This is a genomic window from Allocellulophaga tsushimaensis, assembly GCF_055383085.1.
Window position 1 is genome coordinate 1,455,226 of sequence record NZ_AP039451.1, and the last position, 19,440, is coordinate 1,474,665.

Consider the following 19,440-nt stretch of genomic DNA (forward strand, 5'->3'; position numbering starts at 1 on the left):
AGCATTAGTTTTTAATATTAACCCGGGTCATAACCATATGGCTCGGGTTATTTTTTGACAAAAAAATGCAAATACCTTTTCTGTTGAACCTTAAATTCTTAAATACAGTGCATATTACGCAAACAGGTTAGTAATTATGGTAAGAGAAGGTAGTACGTTAGGGTTTTGCGTTTTACTTTCTTATAAATTTTCTTGAGTTAGACTTTTCTGCTGATGGAAAATCTTCAGGTATTTTTTGAGTCACTCTTCCTGTTGCAGCCCATTCTGTACCACGAAGCATTGTAGTAATAAAACCAACACACTCTACAGAATAATCTATATGACCCATAATGGAATGAAAAATACGTCCATTGCCATAATGTATCGTCATTAAGGCAGGTTCGTGTCTGCCAGTTCCTTTGTTTTCTTTTGGCGCATAGGCCGTTGCTAATATTTCCATATTTTCTGCAGGCCCTCTTAAGCTGTTATACAACTCATCTTTTGTATGCATCCAAGTAAGTGGCATGCCTTTAGTAATGGGATGCTTTGCATTTCTTATTTTAACTTGATATTCGCTTTGTGGGCCATGTGCTCCTCCATTTCCTGGAGCCGTATCGCGTATTAATGTACCTGCATCATCATAATACACATAAGGACCATCTTTTTCGTTACGATCACCCCATCCTCCTAAACCAATCATCTGGTTGTACGCTTTCCACTGAGGAAAAGAATTATCTGCCGCATGAAAAACAACTAATCCACCGCCATTTTTAATGTGTTTTTCAAAATTAACTTGTGTTTCTGTTGGCCATGCAGCGGCATTCCAACCAAAATTACAGATGACTACGTCGTACTTAGAAAAATCTGGACTATAATTAGGATCTGTTTCAGGTTTATTTACAGCTGTTGTGTTTTCTGTTCCTTGTAAAGGAAATTCAGCAATAAAATTTGCACCTTTCCATGTTACTGCGGTACGGGAAGCTTCTACAGTAAACAAATTACTTTCTTCTAAATATTGCTTTAGCATAAAACTTATTTTAGGCCATTGGTCGTGGTTGTTTTGACCATCAATAATTAAAACTTTTATTTTTTTTTCCGGGCTTGTATTTTTTGCTTTGGTAGCCTTACACCCATTATTGAGTACAAGTACTAGCGCAATTAAAGTGAGTTTTTTTAGCATGGTTTTTAATTTTGGTTCTTAAATATAGGCTTTTGTAATGATATAGTTCTTTGCAAAAATCATATGTACAATAACATAGTTTTAACGTTGCAGTTGTAATGCTTTTAAAATTAGAAAGACTGATGCACTTATAAGAACAAAAAACAATATAAGATGTCTTTAACAGAAGATTTATTAGAAAAAAACAAGGCAGGTAGAGCTCGTATTCCTGCGGAAGCTTTAACGGTTATGGATGCAGCTACTGCAGCATTAAAAACAGCACATTTGGCTGAAAAAGCAGTAAAAGTTGGGGCTAATTTCCCAACAGCTACTTTACCTAACGCTAATGGTAATGATGTAAACATTTCTAACTATTTAGAAGAAGGTGCTTTAGTCGTTTCTTTTTACAGAGGTGGCTGGTGCCCTTATTGCAATATAGAATTACAAGCTTTACAGGCTGCTTTACCAGAAATAAAAGCAAAAGGTGCTAGTTTAATAGCTATTACACCAGAAACACCAGATAACTCCTTAACTACATCAGAAAAAAATGAACTTTCTTTTGATGTGTTAACAGATCATAATAATGATTATGCTAGAGCATTAGGTCTAGTAATGGCTATGCCTAAAGATTTACAGGAAGTATACAACACTTTTGGTATTGATGTAGAAAAGCATAACGGAAACAGCAATTTTGAATTGCCAATGCCAGCTACTTTTGTAGTGGATAATAAAGGAAAAATTGCCTACAGTTTTGTAAATGAAGATTATACAAAAAGAGCTGACCCAGTAGCTATTTTAGTTGCTTTGTAGTCCAGTTTGGCTATTCTTTTTTAGTGTAACAAAATAAATGCTATGTAAAAACCTCTTGAAAAAATAGTATTTTCAAGAGGTTTTTTATGCAATACGTTTGTATTATGATGCTGTTTTAGAGTCTATTTATAATAGTATCTTCAAAAATTTCAATAAAACTTTCACTGTTATTAAGGTCTTCGCATTCTGTACGACCAGAATTTAAAACAATTTGTGTGGTTGTATCGGTAATTCTAGATATGGCTAAGCTCACTTCTAAGAACCCATTTGCACAAGCAGGAGTGTCTATAACTATATAAATCACATAACCTGCACTATTATCGCTTAAGTCTTCAGGTCTATTAAAATCAATAGTTTCAATAGTTTCAAGTCTATCAAAAAGTACTGTAAGCGATAGATTTATATCATAACTCTCGTTTATTGGAGTGCTAGGTATAAATTCTTCATCAACAGATGTTGCTACAAAAGCAAAAACGGCTATGGTTAAAGGAATAAACTTAGGAATAGCTACTTCTTTAATTTTCTCAGTGTTTTTAAAATAAAAATAAGCCAATGGCAAAATTAATAGTGCTATTAAATCGGTATAATCTACAACTCTGTTGATTTGTATAGATTGTAAACTATTCCACGTGCTTATAAAACCTTCGCTTAAAGGAGATTTCCATAAAATAAAAAGAATACCCACTAACCAAAAAACAACTTTGGCTCTTTTGTAAAAGAAGGCCGCAAAAAATAGTGAGAAAACAAATAACCCAGCAAAATCCGATAATTTACCTGTAAACCAATTGTGGAAAGTTTCTTTTAACCAAAAATCGTTTAATAGCAATAGCCCTAATGCAATAATAAACCATAGGGAGTTAACTATTTTTAATTTAGAATTTTTCATATTGTATTTATAATAGGGTGTATTGCTATTCTATTTTAAAAGCTACTTTTTGGGTTTTTCCATTGCCACTAATTTTAATAAAATAGTCTCCTTTGGGTAAATAGGTTTTTCCATCTTTAGCAGTTTCTACTGCTTCTTTTTTCTTTTTTAAATAATTGGTTTTCCCAGATTTAGAAAAAGTAACATCATACGATAATACATTTAAGCCCTTGTCTGCTTGCAATGATGAGGTACTTATTGCTACACCATCAGTAGTGAGTACTTCTACTTCATAAGTTGCTTCATTAGCACTGTATATGGTAAGGTCTAACCCTGGTTTTTCAGCTTCAAACCATGAGCTCCATGCATTGCCCCACTCAGATGAATATTTTATATTTTCTGGTTTAAAAGCATGTACAGTTTTGCCTATTATTTCAGCATTTAATTTTTGTAAGGTGGCAATATCCGCTTTATAGATGCTACGCCCATGTGTGCCAATAATTAAATGTTTTTCTCTGGGTTGAATTACTAGATCATGAATAGCAACATTGGGCATTCCATTCTGAAAAACGTCCCAAGATACACCTTGGTTAAAAGAAACATATAAACCATTATCTGTACCTGCAAATAATAAATTTTCATTTTCAGGATCCTCTAAAATTACATTTACAGCTGCGGTTGGAATATTGTTTGCAATGTTGGTCCATGTTTTGCCATAATCATCACTCTTAAAAATATAAGGCGTAAAATTATCGTTTCTATACCCATTTAAACTTGCATAAACACGTTCTTTTTTATGTTTTGATGCAGCTACTCTACTCACCCATAAATTTTTAGGCAAGGCAGCGGTAATATTTTCCCATTGGTTGCCACCATCTTTAGTTACTTGTATTATACCATCATCACTACCCGTATAAATTAAACCAAATTTAAAAGGAGATTCAGAAATAGTGGTTAATGTACCATAGGCTACATTTCCTGTTTTACCACCTTGTGTTAGATCTTCTGAAATGGTATCCCAATCATCACCTTTGTTCATAGAGCGGTGTAATTTATTACCGCCTAAATATAAAATATCCTGGTTGTGAGGTGATAATAGAATTGGTGTTTGCCAATTAAAACGATATGGGTTTTCGCCTAACTCATGCTTAGGCTGAATAAATTTTCGCTTTCCGTTAGAAAGATCTAAACGAAAGTAATTTCCAAACTGAAAACCGGTATATACCGTATTTACATCACGCGCATCTATTTGTACTTGCATGCCATCGCCTCCAAGAATAGATTTCCAGGGGTATTGCCCCGTTTGTTGCCATTGCTCATTTTCTGGGGCATTATGTGCCCCTTTCCAAACGCCATTGTCTTGTAAGCCACCATACACATTATATGGTTTTTGGTTATCTACATTTATACTGTAAAACTGGCCTACAGCTGCCGAATTGTTTTTTGTCCATTTTTTACCATCGTTATATGAAATGTTTACACCACCATCATTTCCATTAATAAGGTGTCCGGGTTTCTTTGGATTTATCCATAGCGCATGGTGGTCTGCATGTACATTTCTTCTGCTCATAGAAGTATAGGTTTTTCCACCATCATTAGATTTTATAATAGGCACACCAGCTAAATAAATCTTATCTACATTACTAGGATCTACTCGTATTTGCGCAAAATAGTATCCATAACTATAAAAAAGATCATCTATATACTCCTCATTTTGTTTCTTCCAACTTTTACCGCCATCATTGCTACGGTACACTTCTGCTCCAATAACAGGCGTATCAAAAAGTAAAGTATTGGCATTTTCTAAATATTTAGCTAAGTCTGCTGGTTTTACAGCACCACTACGTACCATTTGTTTTATATCATCTGCACGATATTTTTCTTGAAAATTATTTGTTTTTAAATACTTGTTTAATTTTTTAGTATCTAGTTTTAGAAAAGTTTCAGAAGACATGGTTTTAAAATCTTCTTTGGTTAGTCCTTTTGATTTTTTTTCAGATTTTTTCGTTTTTTTTCGCCTAAACTGACTGTCATGTATAGCGTAAACAGTATCATCATCATATACTGCAAGTCCTATTCTACCAACGCCTTCGCCAGTAGGGAAACCACTTTCTGGCGTAGAAATTTTATTCCAAGTATCACCTCCGTCCGTACTTTTATAAATGGCAGATGCACTACCATTTCCTTTAAAATTCCATGCTTTTCTATCTTTTTCCCATGATGCAGCATACATTATATTAAAATTATTGGGTGCTACAGCAACATCTATAATTCCGGCAGTGTTACTCACAAATAATTTTTGTTGCCAGGTAAGGCCACCATCAGAAGTTTTATAAATGCCTCTTTCTTCATTAGGAGAATATAAATGCCCTGTAACGCCTACGATTACTTCATTTGGGTTTTTTGGGTTAATGATAATCCTACCGATATGGTGCGAATCTGATAATCCCATGTTTTGCCAAGTTTCTCCTTTGTCGGTAGATTTTAGAATCCCAATGCCTGCATAGGAAGATCTAGAAGCATTATTTTCTCCGGTTCCTACCCATATGGTACCTGTTTTCCAATCTACAGCAATATCGCCAACGTTTTGTGTATCAGCGTTATCTAAAACGGGTACCATAGAAATGCAATTATCATCTGTATACCATAAGCCACCCGAAGCATAACCAATATAAAATTCGATAGGGTTTTCTGGGTTTACGTCAATGTCTACAACACGGCCACTCATCACTGTAGGACCAATATTTTTTAATGGGATATTTTTTACTAAAGAATTTTTTGCAAGGGCTTCTTTTTCTTTAAGACTTTGCAATATGGTAGTTTTAGAAGTTGCTTCTTGCTGTCCGTAACTATAACTTATAAAAAAGAGTAGCACAGGTAATAATAATTTTTTCATGATCATATAATTAGTCAGGGGAAAGTTAGTGAAACTCTACTAAAAAATAGTTGGTTTTACAAGGATTATAGAATATGTAGCATTATTTAGTTCTGATTTTTACAGCAGGATTATTTTTATAATGACAAAAATATAACTATAAAATTGTGTATATAAAATATATTTAGTTAATTTATTGATAACTAACCAATTAAATAAATAAAAATGGAAGAGTATTTACCCTTAATCATTCAATTAGTTTCTGGTGCTGTAGGCGGTAATGTAGCCGGAAAATTATTAAAAAACATGTCTTTAGGTTCCATTGGCAACACTATTGCTGGACTTTTAGGAGGTGTTGGTGGTGCTAAAATATTGGCAATGCTTGGCCTAGGTGCTAGTACAGCAACGGGTGGCGATGCAATTATAGGCGGTATGGATTTATCTGGTCTTATAGGTGGTATTGCTGGCAGTGGTGTTGGTGGTGGCGTTATTATGGCAGTTGTAGGTCTTATTAAAAAAGCAATTTCAAAATAAATAACCTTTAACTATACATTTTAAAAAGGAGGCTTGGAAACGAGTCTCCTTTTTTCTTTTTAAAAGATGCTATTAGTCCATATCCAGAGACTAATAACTGGTATTATTTCATATTTTTGATGGAAATACAAAATTGTAAGTATGAAATACGAACAAATTAATAGTCAGCTTTTTATAAAAAACAGAAAAAAGTTTATGGCTCAAATGAAACCCAAAAGTATTGCGGTTTTTAATTCTAATGATATTTATCCTATTAGTGCAGATGCTACTTTGCCTTTTGAGCAGCATAGAGATATTTTTTATTTAAGTGGTGCCGATCAAGAAGAAACAATTTTAGTATTATTCCCCAATGCTTTAAACAAAAAACACAGAGAAATCCTTTTTGTTAGGGAAACAAATGCACATATTGCTGTTTGGGAAGGCGAAAAATTAACCAAAGAAAAGGCAACAGCAGTTTCTGGAATAGAAACGGTTTACTGGCTTTCAGATTTTGATAAAGTATTTTTTGATCTGATGACCGAAGCTGATACGGTATATTTTAATACCAATGAACACTATCGCCAAGCCGTAGAAACACAAACCAGAGAAGACCGATTTATCATCAAATGCAAAGCACAATTCCCGGCACATAATTATGCTAAAAGTAACCCTATTTTGCAAGAAATACGTGGAGTAAAAGAACCAGAAGAAATTGCATTAATGCAAAGCGCTTGTGATATTACAGAAAAAGGATTTAGACGCTTATTATCTTTTATAAAACCTGGCGTTTGGGAGTACGAAATTGAAGCAGAACTGTTGCATGAGTTTATTAGAAACAGATCTAAAGGCTTTGCTTACACGCCTATTGTTGCATCGGGTAATAATGCTAATGTGTTGCACTATATAGAAAACAACCAGCAATGTAAAAATGGGGATTTAATTCTGATGGATGTTGCCGCAGAATATGCTAATTATTCTAGTGATTTAACGCGTACAGTTCCAGTTAATGGAAAATTTACCCCAAGACAAGCTGCAGTTTATAATGCTGTTTTGCGGGTGAAAAAAGAAGCAACTAAGATGCTAGTGCCTGGAACACTTTGGGCAGAATACCATAAAGAAGTAGGTAAAATAATGACTTCGGAGCTTTTAGGCTTAGGATTATTAGATAAAGCAGATATCCAAAATGAAAATCCAGATTGGCCTGCCTATAAAAAGTATTTTATGCATGGCACAAGTCATCATATTGGTTTAAATACACACGATTATGGGGCTTTAAAAACGCCAATGAAAGCTAATATGGTTTTTACGGTAGAACCAGGCATCTATATTCCAGAAGAAAAAATGGGGATTCGAATTGAGGATGATGTGGTGATACAAGAAAATGGAGTACCATTTAATTTAATGGCAACCATTCCTATAGAAATGGAGGAGATAGAGGAGTTGATGAATGCTTAGGTTTTTAGAATAGATTTTTTAATAAGGGATAAATAAAAGGCCTTTTCACGTATTGAAAGTGATAGTTTACTCATTATTGGTTTAATTATAAGTAGTTTGACTCTAAGTTTACTTTAAATAACCTACCAACATGATTAAAAACGGATATCTATCCCTATTCTTTATCGTATTTCCTATTCTAATTGTATTTAGCCAAAATAAAACTATAGCTGGTGATACAATTTATCATTATGAAAGCAGTAATCTGTTAAATGAAAAATTAAAGCTTAAAGATTTTTTAAAAACAAATGATGATTTTTCATTTAGATTTAGGAGTAGAGGACAAGTAATTGAAATCACTAAAAATAATGATTCAATATCAGGGGAACTTATTAATTATATCTATAGAAAAAAACATGGTAGAAATAAGAGAAGAGAAACCTTATTTGAAAAAAATGTTTTGGCAAAAGAAAAATTGAATGAAGTCTTAAAAATTATCAACACTTCTAAAATATTAGAAGTGCCACCTCAAAAAGAAATTGCTGATTGGTCTTATGGGTCAGATGGCATTATTTATTTTATAGAAAGTTCGGATAAAGAGACTTATAATTTTAAACATTATTGGACTCCATCTGTTCAAGATTCTATACCAGAGTCATTAATAGTATTAGATTTTGTAAAACAAGTTTCAGAGACTTTAAATTTAAGGGAATCCTATAAAACATTTAAAGAAACACTTGTTCCTAAAAAAGGATGCTATGATTCAGGAGGCATAATGACTTGGTGCTATGTCCCAAATTCATTTTCAATTGGATACTCAGTATCAATAAAATTACCTTTAGGAATAAGTGCTTCTCAATCTCTAACATACTTGGGTAAAGTTAAAACTGACTTTGGGGTATCTTTAGAATATCGTCAAGACAATGAAAACAGCAGGGATTTTTCTGCTAAAGTTGGTAAATGGAACATATTTAAAAAAGATGATTTTTTAAGATATTCTTACAGAAATAGAAAACTTCTTTTTTCAGATTTTTCTGGAACAGCAGAGAATCATAAAATAGAATATGGAATTAATTTTAAAAAAATAAGTATTGCTTTAGGAGCAGATTTTTTAGAAAGGTATAGGCGAGAAGTAGGAGGCATGTTGTATATATCTAAAAGTTTTCAGAAACATAACGTAACTACATCCTCTTCTTTTTCAATATTCAAAAGTCGTTTAGACTATAGAATAGGAATCTCTAAGTATTTTGGGTTTAATAATAATACTTTTCTAAATGGGATCTCAATAGGAATGGATTATGAAGGGTTTTATGGAAATAAAGATTTAATTTTTAGTGTATCATTGTCAATTTAAAAAGTAAAAGTTTTTTTGATAAAAAAAGCCCTAATTTTATCAATATAAAAAAGAAAAAATGCTAGGATTAAAACTTGCTACAGACCCACGTTGGGCAAAATTAGTAGAAACAGATATAGAAGAAATATTAACAGACCATGCCTGGTGTGAGCAAAAAGCAGCTACAAACGCTATTACTATTATTTCTTTAAACCCAGAGTTAACTGATATGGTTACGGAACTACTTGCCTTAGCAAAAGAAGAATTAGAGCATTTTGAAATGGTACACAATATCATTAAAAAAAGAGGCTATACACTGGGTAGAGAACGTAAAGATAGTTATGTAAACGAATTGTTTAAGGCTAGAATGACGGGAGGAAGTAGACAGCAAAGTTTGGTGAATAGGTTGTTGTTTTCTGCCATGATAGAAGCACGTAGTTGTGAACGTTTTAAGGTATTGTCTGAAAATATAAAAGATGAAGAACTTTCTAAATTTTATAAAGAATTGATGATTAGCGAAGCGGGACACTACACTACATTTTTAGGTTTAGCACGCAAATACGGTGAAGGAATAGATGTGGATAAACAATGGAAAGAACTTTTAGTACAAGAAGGCGAAATTATTAAACGATACGGAACATCTACAACCATACATGGATAATGCTTCTAGCCTGTTGAGTATTTAAAAAAAATGCTGTCCATTTGAGTGATTTTTAGAAATGAAATGAAAAAAATTGTATCGAGAATAAGAATTTTAGTTCTAAAATAGTCCTCGATACACTTTTTCGTACCTCAAAAGCACTCGAACTAATATTTTAGGACAATTAAAACTCCTAGGAGTAAAACAGGTTACTTCAATTTAAAGAATTATTCCCTACTACTAATTAAATTCCCAATTAGAAAAGCTATTAAAGCAGGTAATACCCAACCCATCTGAAAACGACTCAATGGAATGTAAGGTTGTATGTCTTTTAGGTATTCTCCTAAACCAACGCTTCCTAAAAAATCTGGAATGCTAAAAATAATTGTAATGATCACTACAATTCTAAAAACAGATGCAGCTGCAAATTTATTTGGGAGTACATTTAAAAGAATTAAAACAATAGTAATTGGATAAATAAACATCAATGCAGGAAAAGCAATTACTACAATAGAATGAAAATCTAACTGGCCAATAAGTACTCCTGTAGCACTGGCAATAACTGCAGTGAAAACATATGCTTTTTGTGACCCATTGCACAAGCCCTTAAAATAATCTGCAGTACCAGCAATAATACCTACAGCTGTAGTAAAACAGGCTAAAGAAATTAAGATGCTTAAAATACTATTTCCAGTACTGCCTAAGGTAGCCAAACTAATGCCGCTAAGTAGTTTTGCTCTTTGCATATCACTACTTAAAGAAGTATCTATAGTAATTTCAGAACCGTAATATGCGCCAACAGCAATTAGCCCAGCATAAATAATAAACAATCCCAAACCAGCAATAAAACCAGCTTTACGAATAATAGCTCTCTTTTTTTCAAATGAATGAAAGCCTTTTAAATGTAAAGAAATGATAATTACAGCACCCACTACTACTGCACCAATTGCATCAAAAGTTTGGTAGCCTTCTAAAATACCTTTTGCCAGAGGTGAATTAAAGTCAGTAGTTTTTACAATAGCATCACTAGAAAATAAACCAATGCCAATTACTAAAAGGAGTATGCTAACAATTAAAGGTGTTAGAAACTTACCGATAAAGTTTAATATTTTAGATCTGTTGAGTACAAAAACCAAGACTAACATAAAGTAAATAGTACTTGTTAATAGAGGGCTTGTTCCAAAAATAGGTTCAATCGCAATTTCATGTGTTGCAGAAGCAGTTCTTGGTGATGGAATAAGTATTGAAATTAAATAGACAATAATGCAATAAATAGTACTAAAAGTTGGAGAGACTTTTTTTCCAAAATCGTACATAGTGCCTTGTAATTTAGCATGTGCTAAAATCCCTAAAAGAGGAATCACAACAGCCGTAATCATAAAACCTAAACTAACCCATATCCAGTTTTCACCAGCCTGATATCCTAATAGTGGAGGAAGCAGTAGATTACCTGCACCAAAAAATAGGGAGAATAAGGCAAAAGCAGTAACAAAAATGTCTTTGGTTTTAAACATATTTTTTAAAATTAGGAGAAAGATAATAGAAAAAAAGGAGCTAAAAGAATACTAATAATTCTGCATTTTGTGTAGTTGGTCGAAAAAGTGCTCTTTTTTTAAATAATTTAGTACAAGCACTCAATAAAATTAAGAGGTGTTCCGTTCTAAAATAAAACATTTATAATTTCTTGTAATTGTTTCATCAAAATCAAGCAAAAAACCAATTTATTATTGTTAGTGTTGAGTTCCCCAAATTTGATACTTATATGATAAAAAAAACCTTAACCTATGACAAAAGTATTAGCTAAGTTTAGCGGATTCTGCTGCTCAATTTTTGGACACCACTATTCAGTATCAAGAAAAGTAACCGAACATATTAAAGAATACAAATGTGTGCATTGTAATAAAGAAGTTACAACAGATGTATCTGGTAATCTTTCTGTGTTAACACCAGAATTACAAGACATCAATGCAACTCTAGAAAAATTATATCAGAAGAAACATAGAGCGTCACACAGACAAGTGGCGTGATTACTTATGCTCTGGCGAGTTGAATTCTAAGCCTTAGTGCTTACAGAATTCTTAAAAGTATTCCTGAAAATTATAGCCCTATACTATTGGTTATCTGTTGCCCTTAGATAATCATCATAGGATCACTATGCATTTTCGGGAATTTTTTGTTTTAGCTAAAAGCAGTAATTATAGGTGTAATCGATAATCCGCTCTCCAAACTATTTTGAATTTATGGGTGCCCAACTCATTAAAGTGTTTTTAACAGAAAATAAATTAGATCTAGTAATTTTTTTAAAATCATTGTTCTTTTTGAAGCATTACCCAGCTCCGTTCCTAAGAATTTTATTTGAATAGAAAAGAAATATAATGGTGTTTATTGGATTTCATAAGAAAAAGATCAGGCATAGTGAATTTTCTGTATATTTATTCATAGATTTTTAAGATTAAAATACCCCTTTTACTGATATGGTTTTAAAACATAACATATACTTACTTGTATTAATACTCAGTTCTTGTGTTCCTTATTTTATGATATCACAAAATACAATTACAACTGATTCAAAAATTTTTGTTTACAAAAGTGATCAAGCGACTCCGTATCGTTGGAAGGTGAAAAATGATATAACATGGCCTTTTCAGATGTCTAAAGAAATAAAAGCGATAGAATTTACAGGTCAGTTTGCTAATTATACTAAAGCAGATACGTGGTACCCTTCTTGGGCATCGGATGGAAACTTATATTCTCCTTGGACAGATGGTAGTATTGCAGGAGAAAAATGCAATTCATGGTCTGGGGCAAAAGCTAGAACGGGGCAAGCAATTATAAAAGGAGACGATCCTATGAATTTAAGTGTTGTTTCTTTAGGAACAAGAGAAGGTTCTTCTAAACCTTATCAAGGGCGTTATCCCTGTGGTAGTCTAGTTTACGATTCGATATGGTACTATGGCACGTATACTTTAAATCATAGACCTTATGGATTAAATTGGCCTATTTTAGGTCCTTTTTCAGGCTTTCGTATTTCCTATGATATGGGAAAAACTTGGGTAGAACCACCAGTATCTTCAACACCAGGTGAAACACTTTTTCCAGAGCCAGATGAAATTAATAACCCTGTTAAAATAGGTGCGCCTCATTTTGTAGATTTTGGGAAAAATATGGAGCATTCTCCTGATGGTAAAGCTTATTTAGTAGCGCATGGTGCTACAGAAAAAGAATTAGAAGAACGAAAAGCAAATTTAAGTTGGATTACTGGAGATGAGATATACCTATGCAGGGTAGTACCAACACCAGAAAATATAAATGATGAAAGTGCTTACGAATATTTTGCGGGTAATGATGCAGACGGAAATCCAATATGGTCTTATGATTTTAAACAAATACAACCTATAGTAGATTGGAATAATAATACAGGATGTGTAACCATGACCTATAATGCTCCATTAAAAAAGTATATGATGTGTGTTACAGATGGTTGGCCCACTGTTGAGAAAATGAATACGTATATATTAGAATCTGACCATATTACGGGACCTTGGCGTATGGTTAGTTATATGAAAGATTTTGGAGAGCAAGCTTATTTTGTAAATATTCCTTCAAAATTTATTAGTGAAGATGGCTTAAAAATGTGGTTGTGTTACTCTGCTAATTTTACCAATGAAAAAGATAGGAATAACCCAGAATATCTAAAGAGTACTAGCCCAGTAGGGAGTGCTTATTCACTAAGCCTACATGAAATACAATTAAAACAATAGGTAACGAAACCTTTTATTGATTTTTTAGGACTAGCCTTCAAAAGAGTTCCAACCTTGCGCTTTTAAAGGAATCACACCATCGCCTCTTGTAATCATATTAGCACCTTCGCTAAGATCAGTAATATGCCCAATAATACTTAGATTAGGATTTGCCTTTATTTTTTCAAAATCGGCCTGATCTACAGTAAACAAAAGCTCATAATCTTCACCACCACTTAAGGCTACCAAAGTACTATCCATTTTAAACTCTTCACAAGCAGTTATTACAGTTGGGTCTAACGGAATTTTATTTTCATATACATTACAACCTACCTTGCTATTTTTACACAAATGCAAAATTTCTGAAGAAAGCCCATCGCTAATATCTATCATTGCAGTAGGTTGCACTTCTAATAGTTTTAATAGTTCAGGAATATCTTTCCGAGCTTCTGGTTTTAATTGGCGTTCCACTATATAAGTATATGGTGTTAAATCTGGCTGATTGTTGGGGTTTACTTTAAACACTTCTTTTTCGCGTTCTAAAACTTGTAAGCCCATATAAGCACCACCTAAATCTCCAGAAACCACCAAAAGATCATTTGGTTTTGCGCCACTTCTATAGGTAATTTCTTTTTCATTTGCAGTACCTAATGCGGTAATACTTATCAATAAACCAGTTGTGGAAGAGGTGGTATCTCCACCAACTAAATCTACCTTAAAAGTACTAGCAGCAAGGGCAATGCCTGCATATAATTCTTCTAAAGCTTCTAATGGAAATCGGTTAGAAACCGCTATAGAAACCGTAATTTGAGTTGCTGTTGCATTCATTGCATAGACATCAGATAAATTTACCATTACCGCTTTATAACCTAAATGCTTTAGCGGCATATAACTTAAATCAAAATGTACACCTTCTATTAGTAAATCGGTAGTAAGAATGGTCTTATTTTCTTTAAAATCTAAAACAGCAGCATCATCACCAATTCCTTTTAAAGAGCTTTTATGTTGCAATGTAAAGTTTTTGGTGAGGTGTTCAATGAGCCCAAATTCTCCTAATTGTTCAATTGAAGTACGTTTTTGGTTTTTATCTTCTATCATCTTGCAAAATTAGTAGTATTTGAGTATTTTACAACTGATCTGCTATTTAAAATAAAGAGCTCTAGTTTTAACAGATAGATTGTACTAAATATGCTATGGTATTGTTAGTATATATAACAAAAAGTAATATGCTATGAAAAAAATACTTTTGTATACTCTTGTAATATTATGTTTTTCTTGTTCAAATAACGGAAGTACTACAGATGCTTTTATTCCAGCTCCAGTTCCACCTACAGAGGCTATAAATGTAACTCCTTGTGATAATGGTATGGCTGGTATCTACCCTTGCGATGGTTATGACTTAGTTGGCTTACTTCCACTTTCTGTTTTTGATGCGCAATCTGGCAATGATAGTTGGGGGTGGACAGATACAACTACAGGAAAAGAATATGCTATAATGGGATTAAATAACGGCACTGCCTTTGTAGATATTTCGGATGCCAATAATTTAGAATATTTAGGTAAACTCCCTACTGCAACAGTCTCAAGTAGTTGGCGCGATATTAAGGTGTACCAAGATCATGCTTTTATTGTATCAGAAGCCGCGGGTCACGGTATGCAAGTTTTTGATTTAACCAAACTGAGAAATGTAACGAATGCACCTGTCGTTTTTGAGGCAGATGCACGCTTTACAGGATTTGGGAATGCGCATAATATTGTTATAAATGAGGCAACTGGTTTTGCTTATGTAGTGGGTACAGCTCGTAATGATGCTTTTAGGGGAGGAGCACATTTTGTAAATATCCAAGACCCTAAAAACCCTATCGCCGCAGGAGGTTACGCAGAAAACGGATATTCTCATGATGCACAAGTAGTTACTTACACAGGTCCTGATGTAGATTATACAGGGAGAGAAATTTATATTGGAGCAAATGAAAATGAGGTAATCATAGCAGATGTTACCGATAAAAATAACCCCGTAAATATTGCTACAGTACGGTATTTAAATACGGCGTATACACACCAAGGCTGGTTTACTGAAGATCAGCAATTTTTTATTTTAGGAGATGAACTTGATGAGGTAGACTTTGGTTTTAGATCAAGGACTTTAATTTTTGATTTCAACGATTTAGACAATCCGGTATTGTTTGATACCTATTTAGGAGCAACGAGTGCTATAGATCATAACGGATATGTAAAAGGAGATGAGTTTTTCTTAGCAAATTATACCGCAGGAATTCGTGTTTTAGACATTAGTACTATTGCAGATAAAGATATTACCGAAGTTGGTTTTTTTGACACTTTTCCAACATCAGATAATGCAGATTTTGCAGGTGTTTGGAGTGTTTACCCTTACCTCTCTAGTGGTAAAATTATTGTTAGTGATGCTACTACGGGGCTATTTATAATTCAAAAATCAAATTAAAAAATGAAAAAAATAATAGTTGCTCTAGGAGTTGTCTTTTTAATGGCATGTGCTCAAGATACTGGCGATACGGTTCCTAATGAAACCGATGTGTCTCGTTTTTTAGGAGAATTAGATTGGGTAAAAAGTTTTGGAGGATCGGGTGAAGATACTGCGCAAGCTATTGTACCTACTAATGATGGAGGCTATGCTGTTCTTGGATTTACAAATAGTACTGATGGAGATTTAAGTCATAAAACAATAGCAGTGAATGATTATTGGTTGATAAAATTAGATGCAGAAGGCAATGAGCAATGGAATAGAACCTATGGTGGTAGTAAAGATGATAGAGGGCAAAGCCTTGTGCAAACTACAGATGGAGGCTATGTATTAACAGGTTATTCGAAAAGTGATGATGGAGACGCAAGTGTTAATAAAGGCTTTCATGACAATTGGGTGGTAAAATTAGATGCTTCTGGAACTATAGAATGGGAAAAAAGTTATGGCTTTTCAGGGCATGATCATTCTTATGATATCTTGCAAACAGCAGATAACGGCTACTTTTTTGTTGGCTTTTTAGATATTACCTCTGCTCGTGCTGATGGTTACACCGAAAAGGGAGGCTCCCTAACACGACATGGTGTAGGTGAATTTTGGTCTACCAAAGTAGATGCTACTGGAGCACTACAATGGCGTAGTTATTATGGTGGTTCCGCAAATGATAGAGCGCATGCCGTAGTTGCAGCAGATGATGGAGGTTTTGTTATGACTGGCTTTACGGAAAGCGAAGATTTTGACATAAAAAACTCTAGAGGGAGTTATGATTTTTGGGCGGTTAAGGTAAATAATAGTGGCGAATTGGTATGGCAGAATTCTTTTGGGGGAACTGGTATAGAGCGTGCCCAAGACATTGCTAAAACTGCAGATGGCGGTTATGTCATTATTGGAAACACATTTAGTAATGATACCGATGTTTCTAAAAATAATGGCGAATCAGATATTTGGTTGGTAAAGTTAGATGTAAATGGAAATATGCTTTGGGAAAAATCTTTTGGAGGGAGTCAGTTTGATGCTGCCCATAGCGTAATATCTAGTACAGATGGTGGTTTTATTATAGCAGGCAATAGTAAAAGTGTAGATAATGATGTTACAGAAAATGCTGGTGAAAACGATATCTGGTTGCTAAAAACAGATGCTAATGCCAATATTATCTGGCAACAAACGTTCGGAGGTGCCGGATTAGATTTTGGTTTTGATGTCATAGAAACAGATGAAGAAGCTATTATACTAGTAGGTGAAACAGCAAGTACTAATTTTCAAAATATACAAAATAAAGGAAAATCTGATGTAGTCGTTATTAAAGTGAAATAGCACAAAATATCATTTTTGCAATTAGAGAATCTTCAAGATAAAATTTCTTAATATAACTATGCTTGCTTAAACAAATGGTCCAATTTCCAGTAAACACCATAGAAATAGACTAAAAAGCGTCTATTTATGGTAATTAGCGCTTAGCTTTTGAGTAAATAAGGAGTCCCAATTTTAAATTTCTACTTTCACATAATTAAAATATATAATTAACATAATTATTTCTTATAGGATAATATGTTATAATAATGTTAGGTACAGTGGAAAAAACGTACAGATATAGTATATTTGCAAATTATTTAGAATCATACCAAATACGGTTTTTTGGTATTAAATAACTAATTATGATACAAGTATCTGAAACAGCAAAAAAACGAGTTATTTCTTTGATGACAGAAGAAGGCTTTGATGCAGCTAAGGACTATGTTCGTGTTGGTGTTAAAAGTGGTGGTTGTAGTGGCTTATCTTACGAACTAAATTTTGATAATAAGGTAGGTGAAACTGACAAGATTTTTGAAGATAATGAAGTACGTATTATTGTAGAAAAGAAGAGCTTTTTATATTTAGTAGGTACTATATTAGAATATTCTGGCGGACTTAACGGTAAAGGTTTTGTATTTAATAATCCAAATGCACAACGAACTTGTGGATGTGGAGAGAGTTTTTCGCTATAAAAGCAACAATGAAATGATGTGCTAATGGTATTCTATTGGACATCAAAAAAATAATGAAACAATTGCTACTATAAACAATTGATAAATTAACGGAGTATGGCATATACAGAAGATGATTTAAAAAAAGAATTAGAAACTCAAGAATACGAGTATGGTTTTTATACCGATATAGAATCAGAAACTTTTCCAAAGGGCTTAAACGAAGAGATTGTAATTGCAATTTCTAAGAAAAAAAATGAGCCAGAATGGATGACGGAATGGCGTTTAGAAGCATTCCGTATTTGGGAAAAAATGGAAGAGCCAGAATGGGCAAATGTGCATTATGAAAAGCCAGATTTCCAGGCAATAAGCTATTACTCGGCACCTAAAAAAGCAGATCCTAATAAAACTTTAGATGATGTAGATCCTGAGTTGTTAGAAATGTACCGAAAATTAGGGATTTCTGTAGATGAGCAAAAGAAATTGCAAAATGTTGCAGTAGATATTGTGGTAGATTCTGTTTCTGTTGCCACAACATTTCAGAAAACTTTAGGCGAAAAAGGAATTATTTTTATGCCTATTTCAGAAGCCATTCAAGAACATCCAGAATTGGTAAAGAAATATATGGGTACTGTTGTTCCCAAAACAGATAATTTTTATGCTGCTTTAAATTCGGCCGTATTTACAGATGGTTCTTTCTGTTACATTCCAAAAGGGGTAAAATGCCCTATGGAATTATCAACGTATTTTAGAATTAATGAAGGGGGTACAGGTCAGTTTGAAAGAACCTTGGTAATTGCTGATGAAAGTAGTTATGTGAGTTACTTAGAAGGTTGTACAGCACCATCAAGAGATGAGAATCAATTACACGCCGCGGTGGTAGAGCTTATTGCTTTAGATGATGCAGAAATAAAATATTCTACCGTACAAAACTGGTTTCCTGGAAATAAAGAAGGAAAAGGTGGAGTATACAATTTTGTAACAAAACGTGCTATTTGCGAGAAAAATGCAAAAGTAAGCTGGACACAAGTAGAAACCGGTTCTGCAGTAACTTGGAAATATCCTTCTTGTATTTTAAAAGGCGATAATTCAATTGGAGAGTTTTATTCAATCGCTGTAACTAATAACTATCAGCAAGCAGATACTGGAACTAAAATGGTACACCTAGGTAAAAATACTAGAAGTACTATTATTTCTAAAGGGATATCTGCTGGAAAATCTCAAAACAGTTACAGAGGTCTAGTACAGATAAATAGTAGAGCAGAAAATGCTAGAAACTTCTCGCAATGTGATTCTTTACTTATGGGGAATGAATGCGGGGCACATACGTTTCCGTATATCGAAGCAAAGAATAAGTCTGCAATGATAGAGCACGAGGCTACTACAAGTAAAATTGGAGAAGATCAGATTTTTTATTGTAACCAAAGGGGTATTGATACAGAAAAAGCAATTGCTTTGATTGTAAATGGCTTTAGTAAAGAAGTATTAAACAAACTACCCATGGAATTTGCTGTAGAAGCACAAAAATTATTAGAAATAAGTTTAGAAGGCTCTGTAGGATAGTTTCAACTGGGCTCAGCTACCAAGATATTGACTGAGCGTAACCGAAGGCAAATCGTAACTGCTGA

At 33.5% G+C, this 19,440-nt stretch carries 16 protein-coding genes; 11 read left to right on the forward strand and 5 right to left on the reverse strand.

The annotated features are described in order from the left end of the window. Positions 1 to 172: 172 nt before the first annotated feature. Positions 173 to 1,159, reverse strand: a complete 987-nt coding sequence (locus ACZ451_RS06310; protein WP_464216262.1) for a ThuA domain-containing protein — start codon at positions 1,157 to 1,159, stop codon at positions 173 to 175. A 153-nt stretch (positions 1,160 to 1,312) separates the two neighbouring features. Between ACZ451_RS06310 and ACZ451_RS06315 the strand changes: the two genes are divergently transcribed. Continuing rightward, complete coding sequence (locus ACZ451_RS06315; protein WP_464216264.1) at positions 1,313 to 1,948, forward strand: peroxiredoxin-like family protein; 636 nt, start codon at positions 1,313 to 1,315, stop codon at positions 1,946 to 1,948. 115 nt (positions 1,949 to 2,063) lie between these two features. Here the strand turns inward: ACZ451_RS06315 and ACZ451_RS06320 are convergent, their stop codons facing one another. Together ACZ451_RS06320 and ACZ451_RS06325 are read right to left on the reverse strand one after the other, a co-directional pair. Further along, on the reverse strand, positions 2,064 to 2,834 hold the full coding sequence (locus ACZ451_RS06320) for a hypothetical protein (RefSeq protein WP_464216265.1): 771 nt from the start codon (positions 2,832 to 2,834) through the stop codon (positions 2,064 to 2,066). A gap of 25 nt (positions 2,835 to 2,859) precedes the next feature. Further along, complete coding sequence (locus tag ACZ451_RS06325; protein ID WP_464216266.1) at positions 2,860 to 5,715, reverse strand: WD40/YVTN/BNR-like repeat-containing protein; 2,856 nt, start codon at positions 5,713 to 5,715, stop codon at positions 2,860 to 2,862. A gap of 198 nt (positions 5,716 to 5,913) precedes the next feature. On the opposite strand from ACZ451_RS06325, the gene ACZ451_RS06330 reads away from it, so the two are divergent. From ACZ451_RS06330 to ACZ451_RS06345, 4 genes are all read left to right on the forward strand, one after another. Then, complete coding sequence (locus tag ACZ451_RS06330) at positions 5,914 to 6,222, forward strand: hypothetical protein (RefSeq protein ID WP_464216267.1); 309 nt, start codon at positions 5,914 to 5,916, stop codon at positions 6,220 to 6,222. Between the two features lie 141 nt (positions 6,223 to 6,363). Further along, on the forward strand, positions 6,364 to 7,656 hold the full coding sequence (locus ACZ451_RS06335; RefSeq protein ID WP_464216268.1) for an aminopeptidase P family protein: 1,293 nt from the start codon (positions 6,364 to 6,366) through the stop codon (positions 7,654 to 7,656). Positions 7,657 to 7,786: 130 nt separating this feature from the next. After that, complete coding sequence (locus ACZ451_RS06340; RefSeq protein WP_464216269.1) at positions 7,787 to 8,989, forward strand: hypothetical protein; 1,203 nt, start codon at positions 7,787 to 7,789, stop codon at positions 8,987 to 8,989. A gap of 58 nt (positions 8,990 to 9,047) precedes the next feature. After that, positions 9,048 to 9,629, forward strand: coding sequence for a MiaE family protein (locus ACZ451_RS06345; protein WP_464216270.1), 582 nt, complete (start codon positions 9,048 to 9,050; stop codon positions 9,627 to 9,629). A gap of 206 nt (positions 9,630 to 9,835) precedes the next feature. On the opposite strand, the gene brnQ is transcribed toward ACZ451_RS06345, so the two are convergent. Beyond that, positions 9,836 to 11,122 carry a branched-chain amino acid transport system II carrier protein gene (brnQ, locus tag ACZ451_RS06350; RefSeq protein WP_464216271.1) on the reverse strand — a complete coding sequence of 429 codons (1,287 nt, stop codon included), beginning with the start codon at positions 11,120 to 11,122 and terminating at the stop codon, positions 9,836 to 9,838. A gap of 270 nt (positions 11,123 to 11,392) precedes the next feature. On the opposite strand from brnQ, the gene ACZ451_RS06355 reads away from it, so the two are divergent. After that, positions 11,393 to 11,635, forward strand: coding sequence for a hypothetical protein (locus ACZ451_RS06355; protein WP_464216272.1), 243 nt, complete (start codon positions 11,393 to 11,395; stop codon positions 11,633 to 11,635). Between the two features lie 510 nt (positions 11,636 to 12,145). Next, positions 12,146 to 13,369: a hypothetical protein gene (locus tag ACZ451_RS06360; protein WP_464216273.1), complete on the forward strand. Its 1,224-nt coding sequence runs from the start codon at positions 12,146 to 12,148 to the stop codon at positions 13,367 to 13,369. Between the two features lie 30 nt (positions 13,370 to 13,399). Here the strand turns inward: ACZ451_RS06360 and thiL are convergent, their stop codons facing one another. Next, positions 13,400 to 14,446 carry a thiamine-phosphate kinase gene (gene thiL, locus ACZ451_RS06365; protein ID WP_464216274.1) on the reverse strand — a complete coding sequence of 349 codons (1,047 nt, stop codon included), beginning with the start codon at positions 14,444 to 14,446 and terminating at the stop codon, positions 13,400 to 13,402. Positions 14,447 to 14,579: 133 nt separating this feature from the next. On the opposite strand from thiL, the gene ACZ451_RS06370 reads away from it, so the two are divergent. The 4 genes from ACZ451_RS06370 to sufB all read left to right on the forward strand — a co-directional run bounded on the left by ACZ451_RS06370 (position 14,580) and on the right by sufB (position 19,375). Continuing rightward, the gene (locus tag ACZ451_RS06370) at positions 14,580 to 15,812 is read left to right on the forward strand and encodes a choice-of-anchor B family protein (protein WP_464216275.1); all 1,233 of its coding nucleotides are present in this window, start codon (positions 14,580 to 14,582) and stop codon (positions 15,810 to 15,812) included. A gap of 3 nt (positions 15,813 to 15,815) precedes the next feature. Further along, positions 15,816 to 17,162 carry a hypothetical protein gene (locus ACZ451_RS06375; RefSeq protein ID WP_464216276.1) on the forward strand — a complete coding sequence of 449 codons (1,347 nt, stop codon included), beginning with the start codon at positions 15,816 to 15,818 and terminating at the stop codon, positions 17,160 to 17,162. Positions 17,163 to 17,503: 341 nt separating this feature from the next. Then, positions 17,504 to 17,833: a HesB/IscA family protein gene (locus ACZ451_RS06380; RefSeq protein ID WP_464216277.1), complete on the forward strand. Its 330-nt coding sequence runs from the start codon at positions 17,504 to 17,506 to the stop codon at positions 17,831 to 17,833. A gap of 96 nt (positions 17,834 to 17,929) precedes the next feature. Next, the gene (gene sufB / locus ACZ451_RS06385) at positions 17,930 to 19,375 is read left to right on the forward strand and encodes a Fe-S cluster assembly protein SufB (protein WP_464216278.1); all 1,446 of its coding nucleotides are present in this window, start codon (positions 17,930 to 17,932) and stop codon (positions 19,373 to 19,375) included. The last annotated feature ends 65 nt before the right edge of the window (positions 19,376 to 19,440 follow it).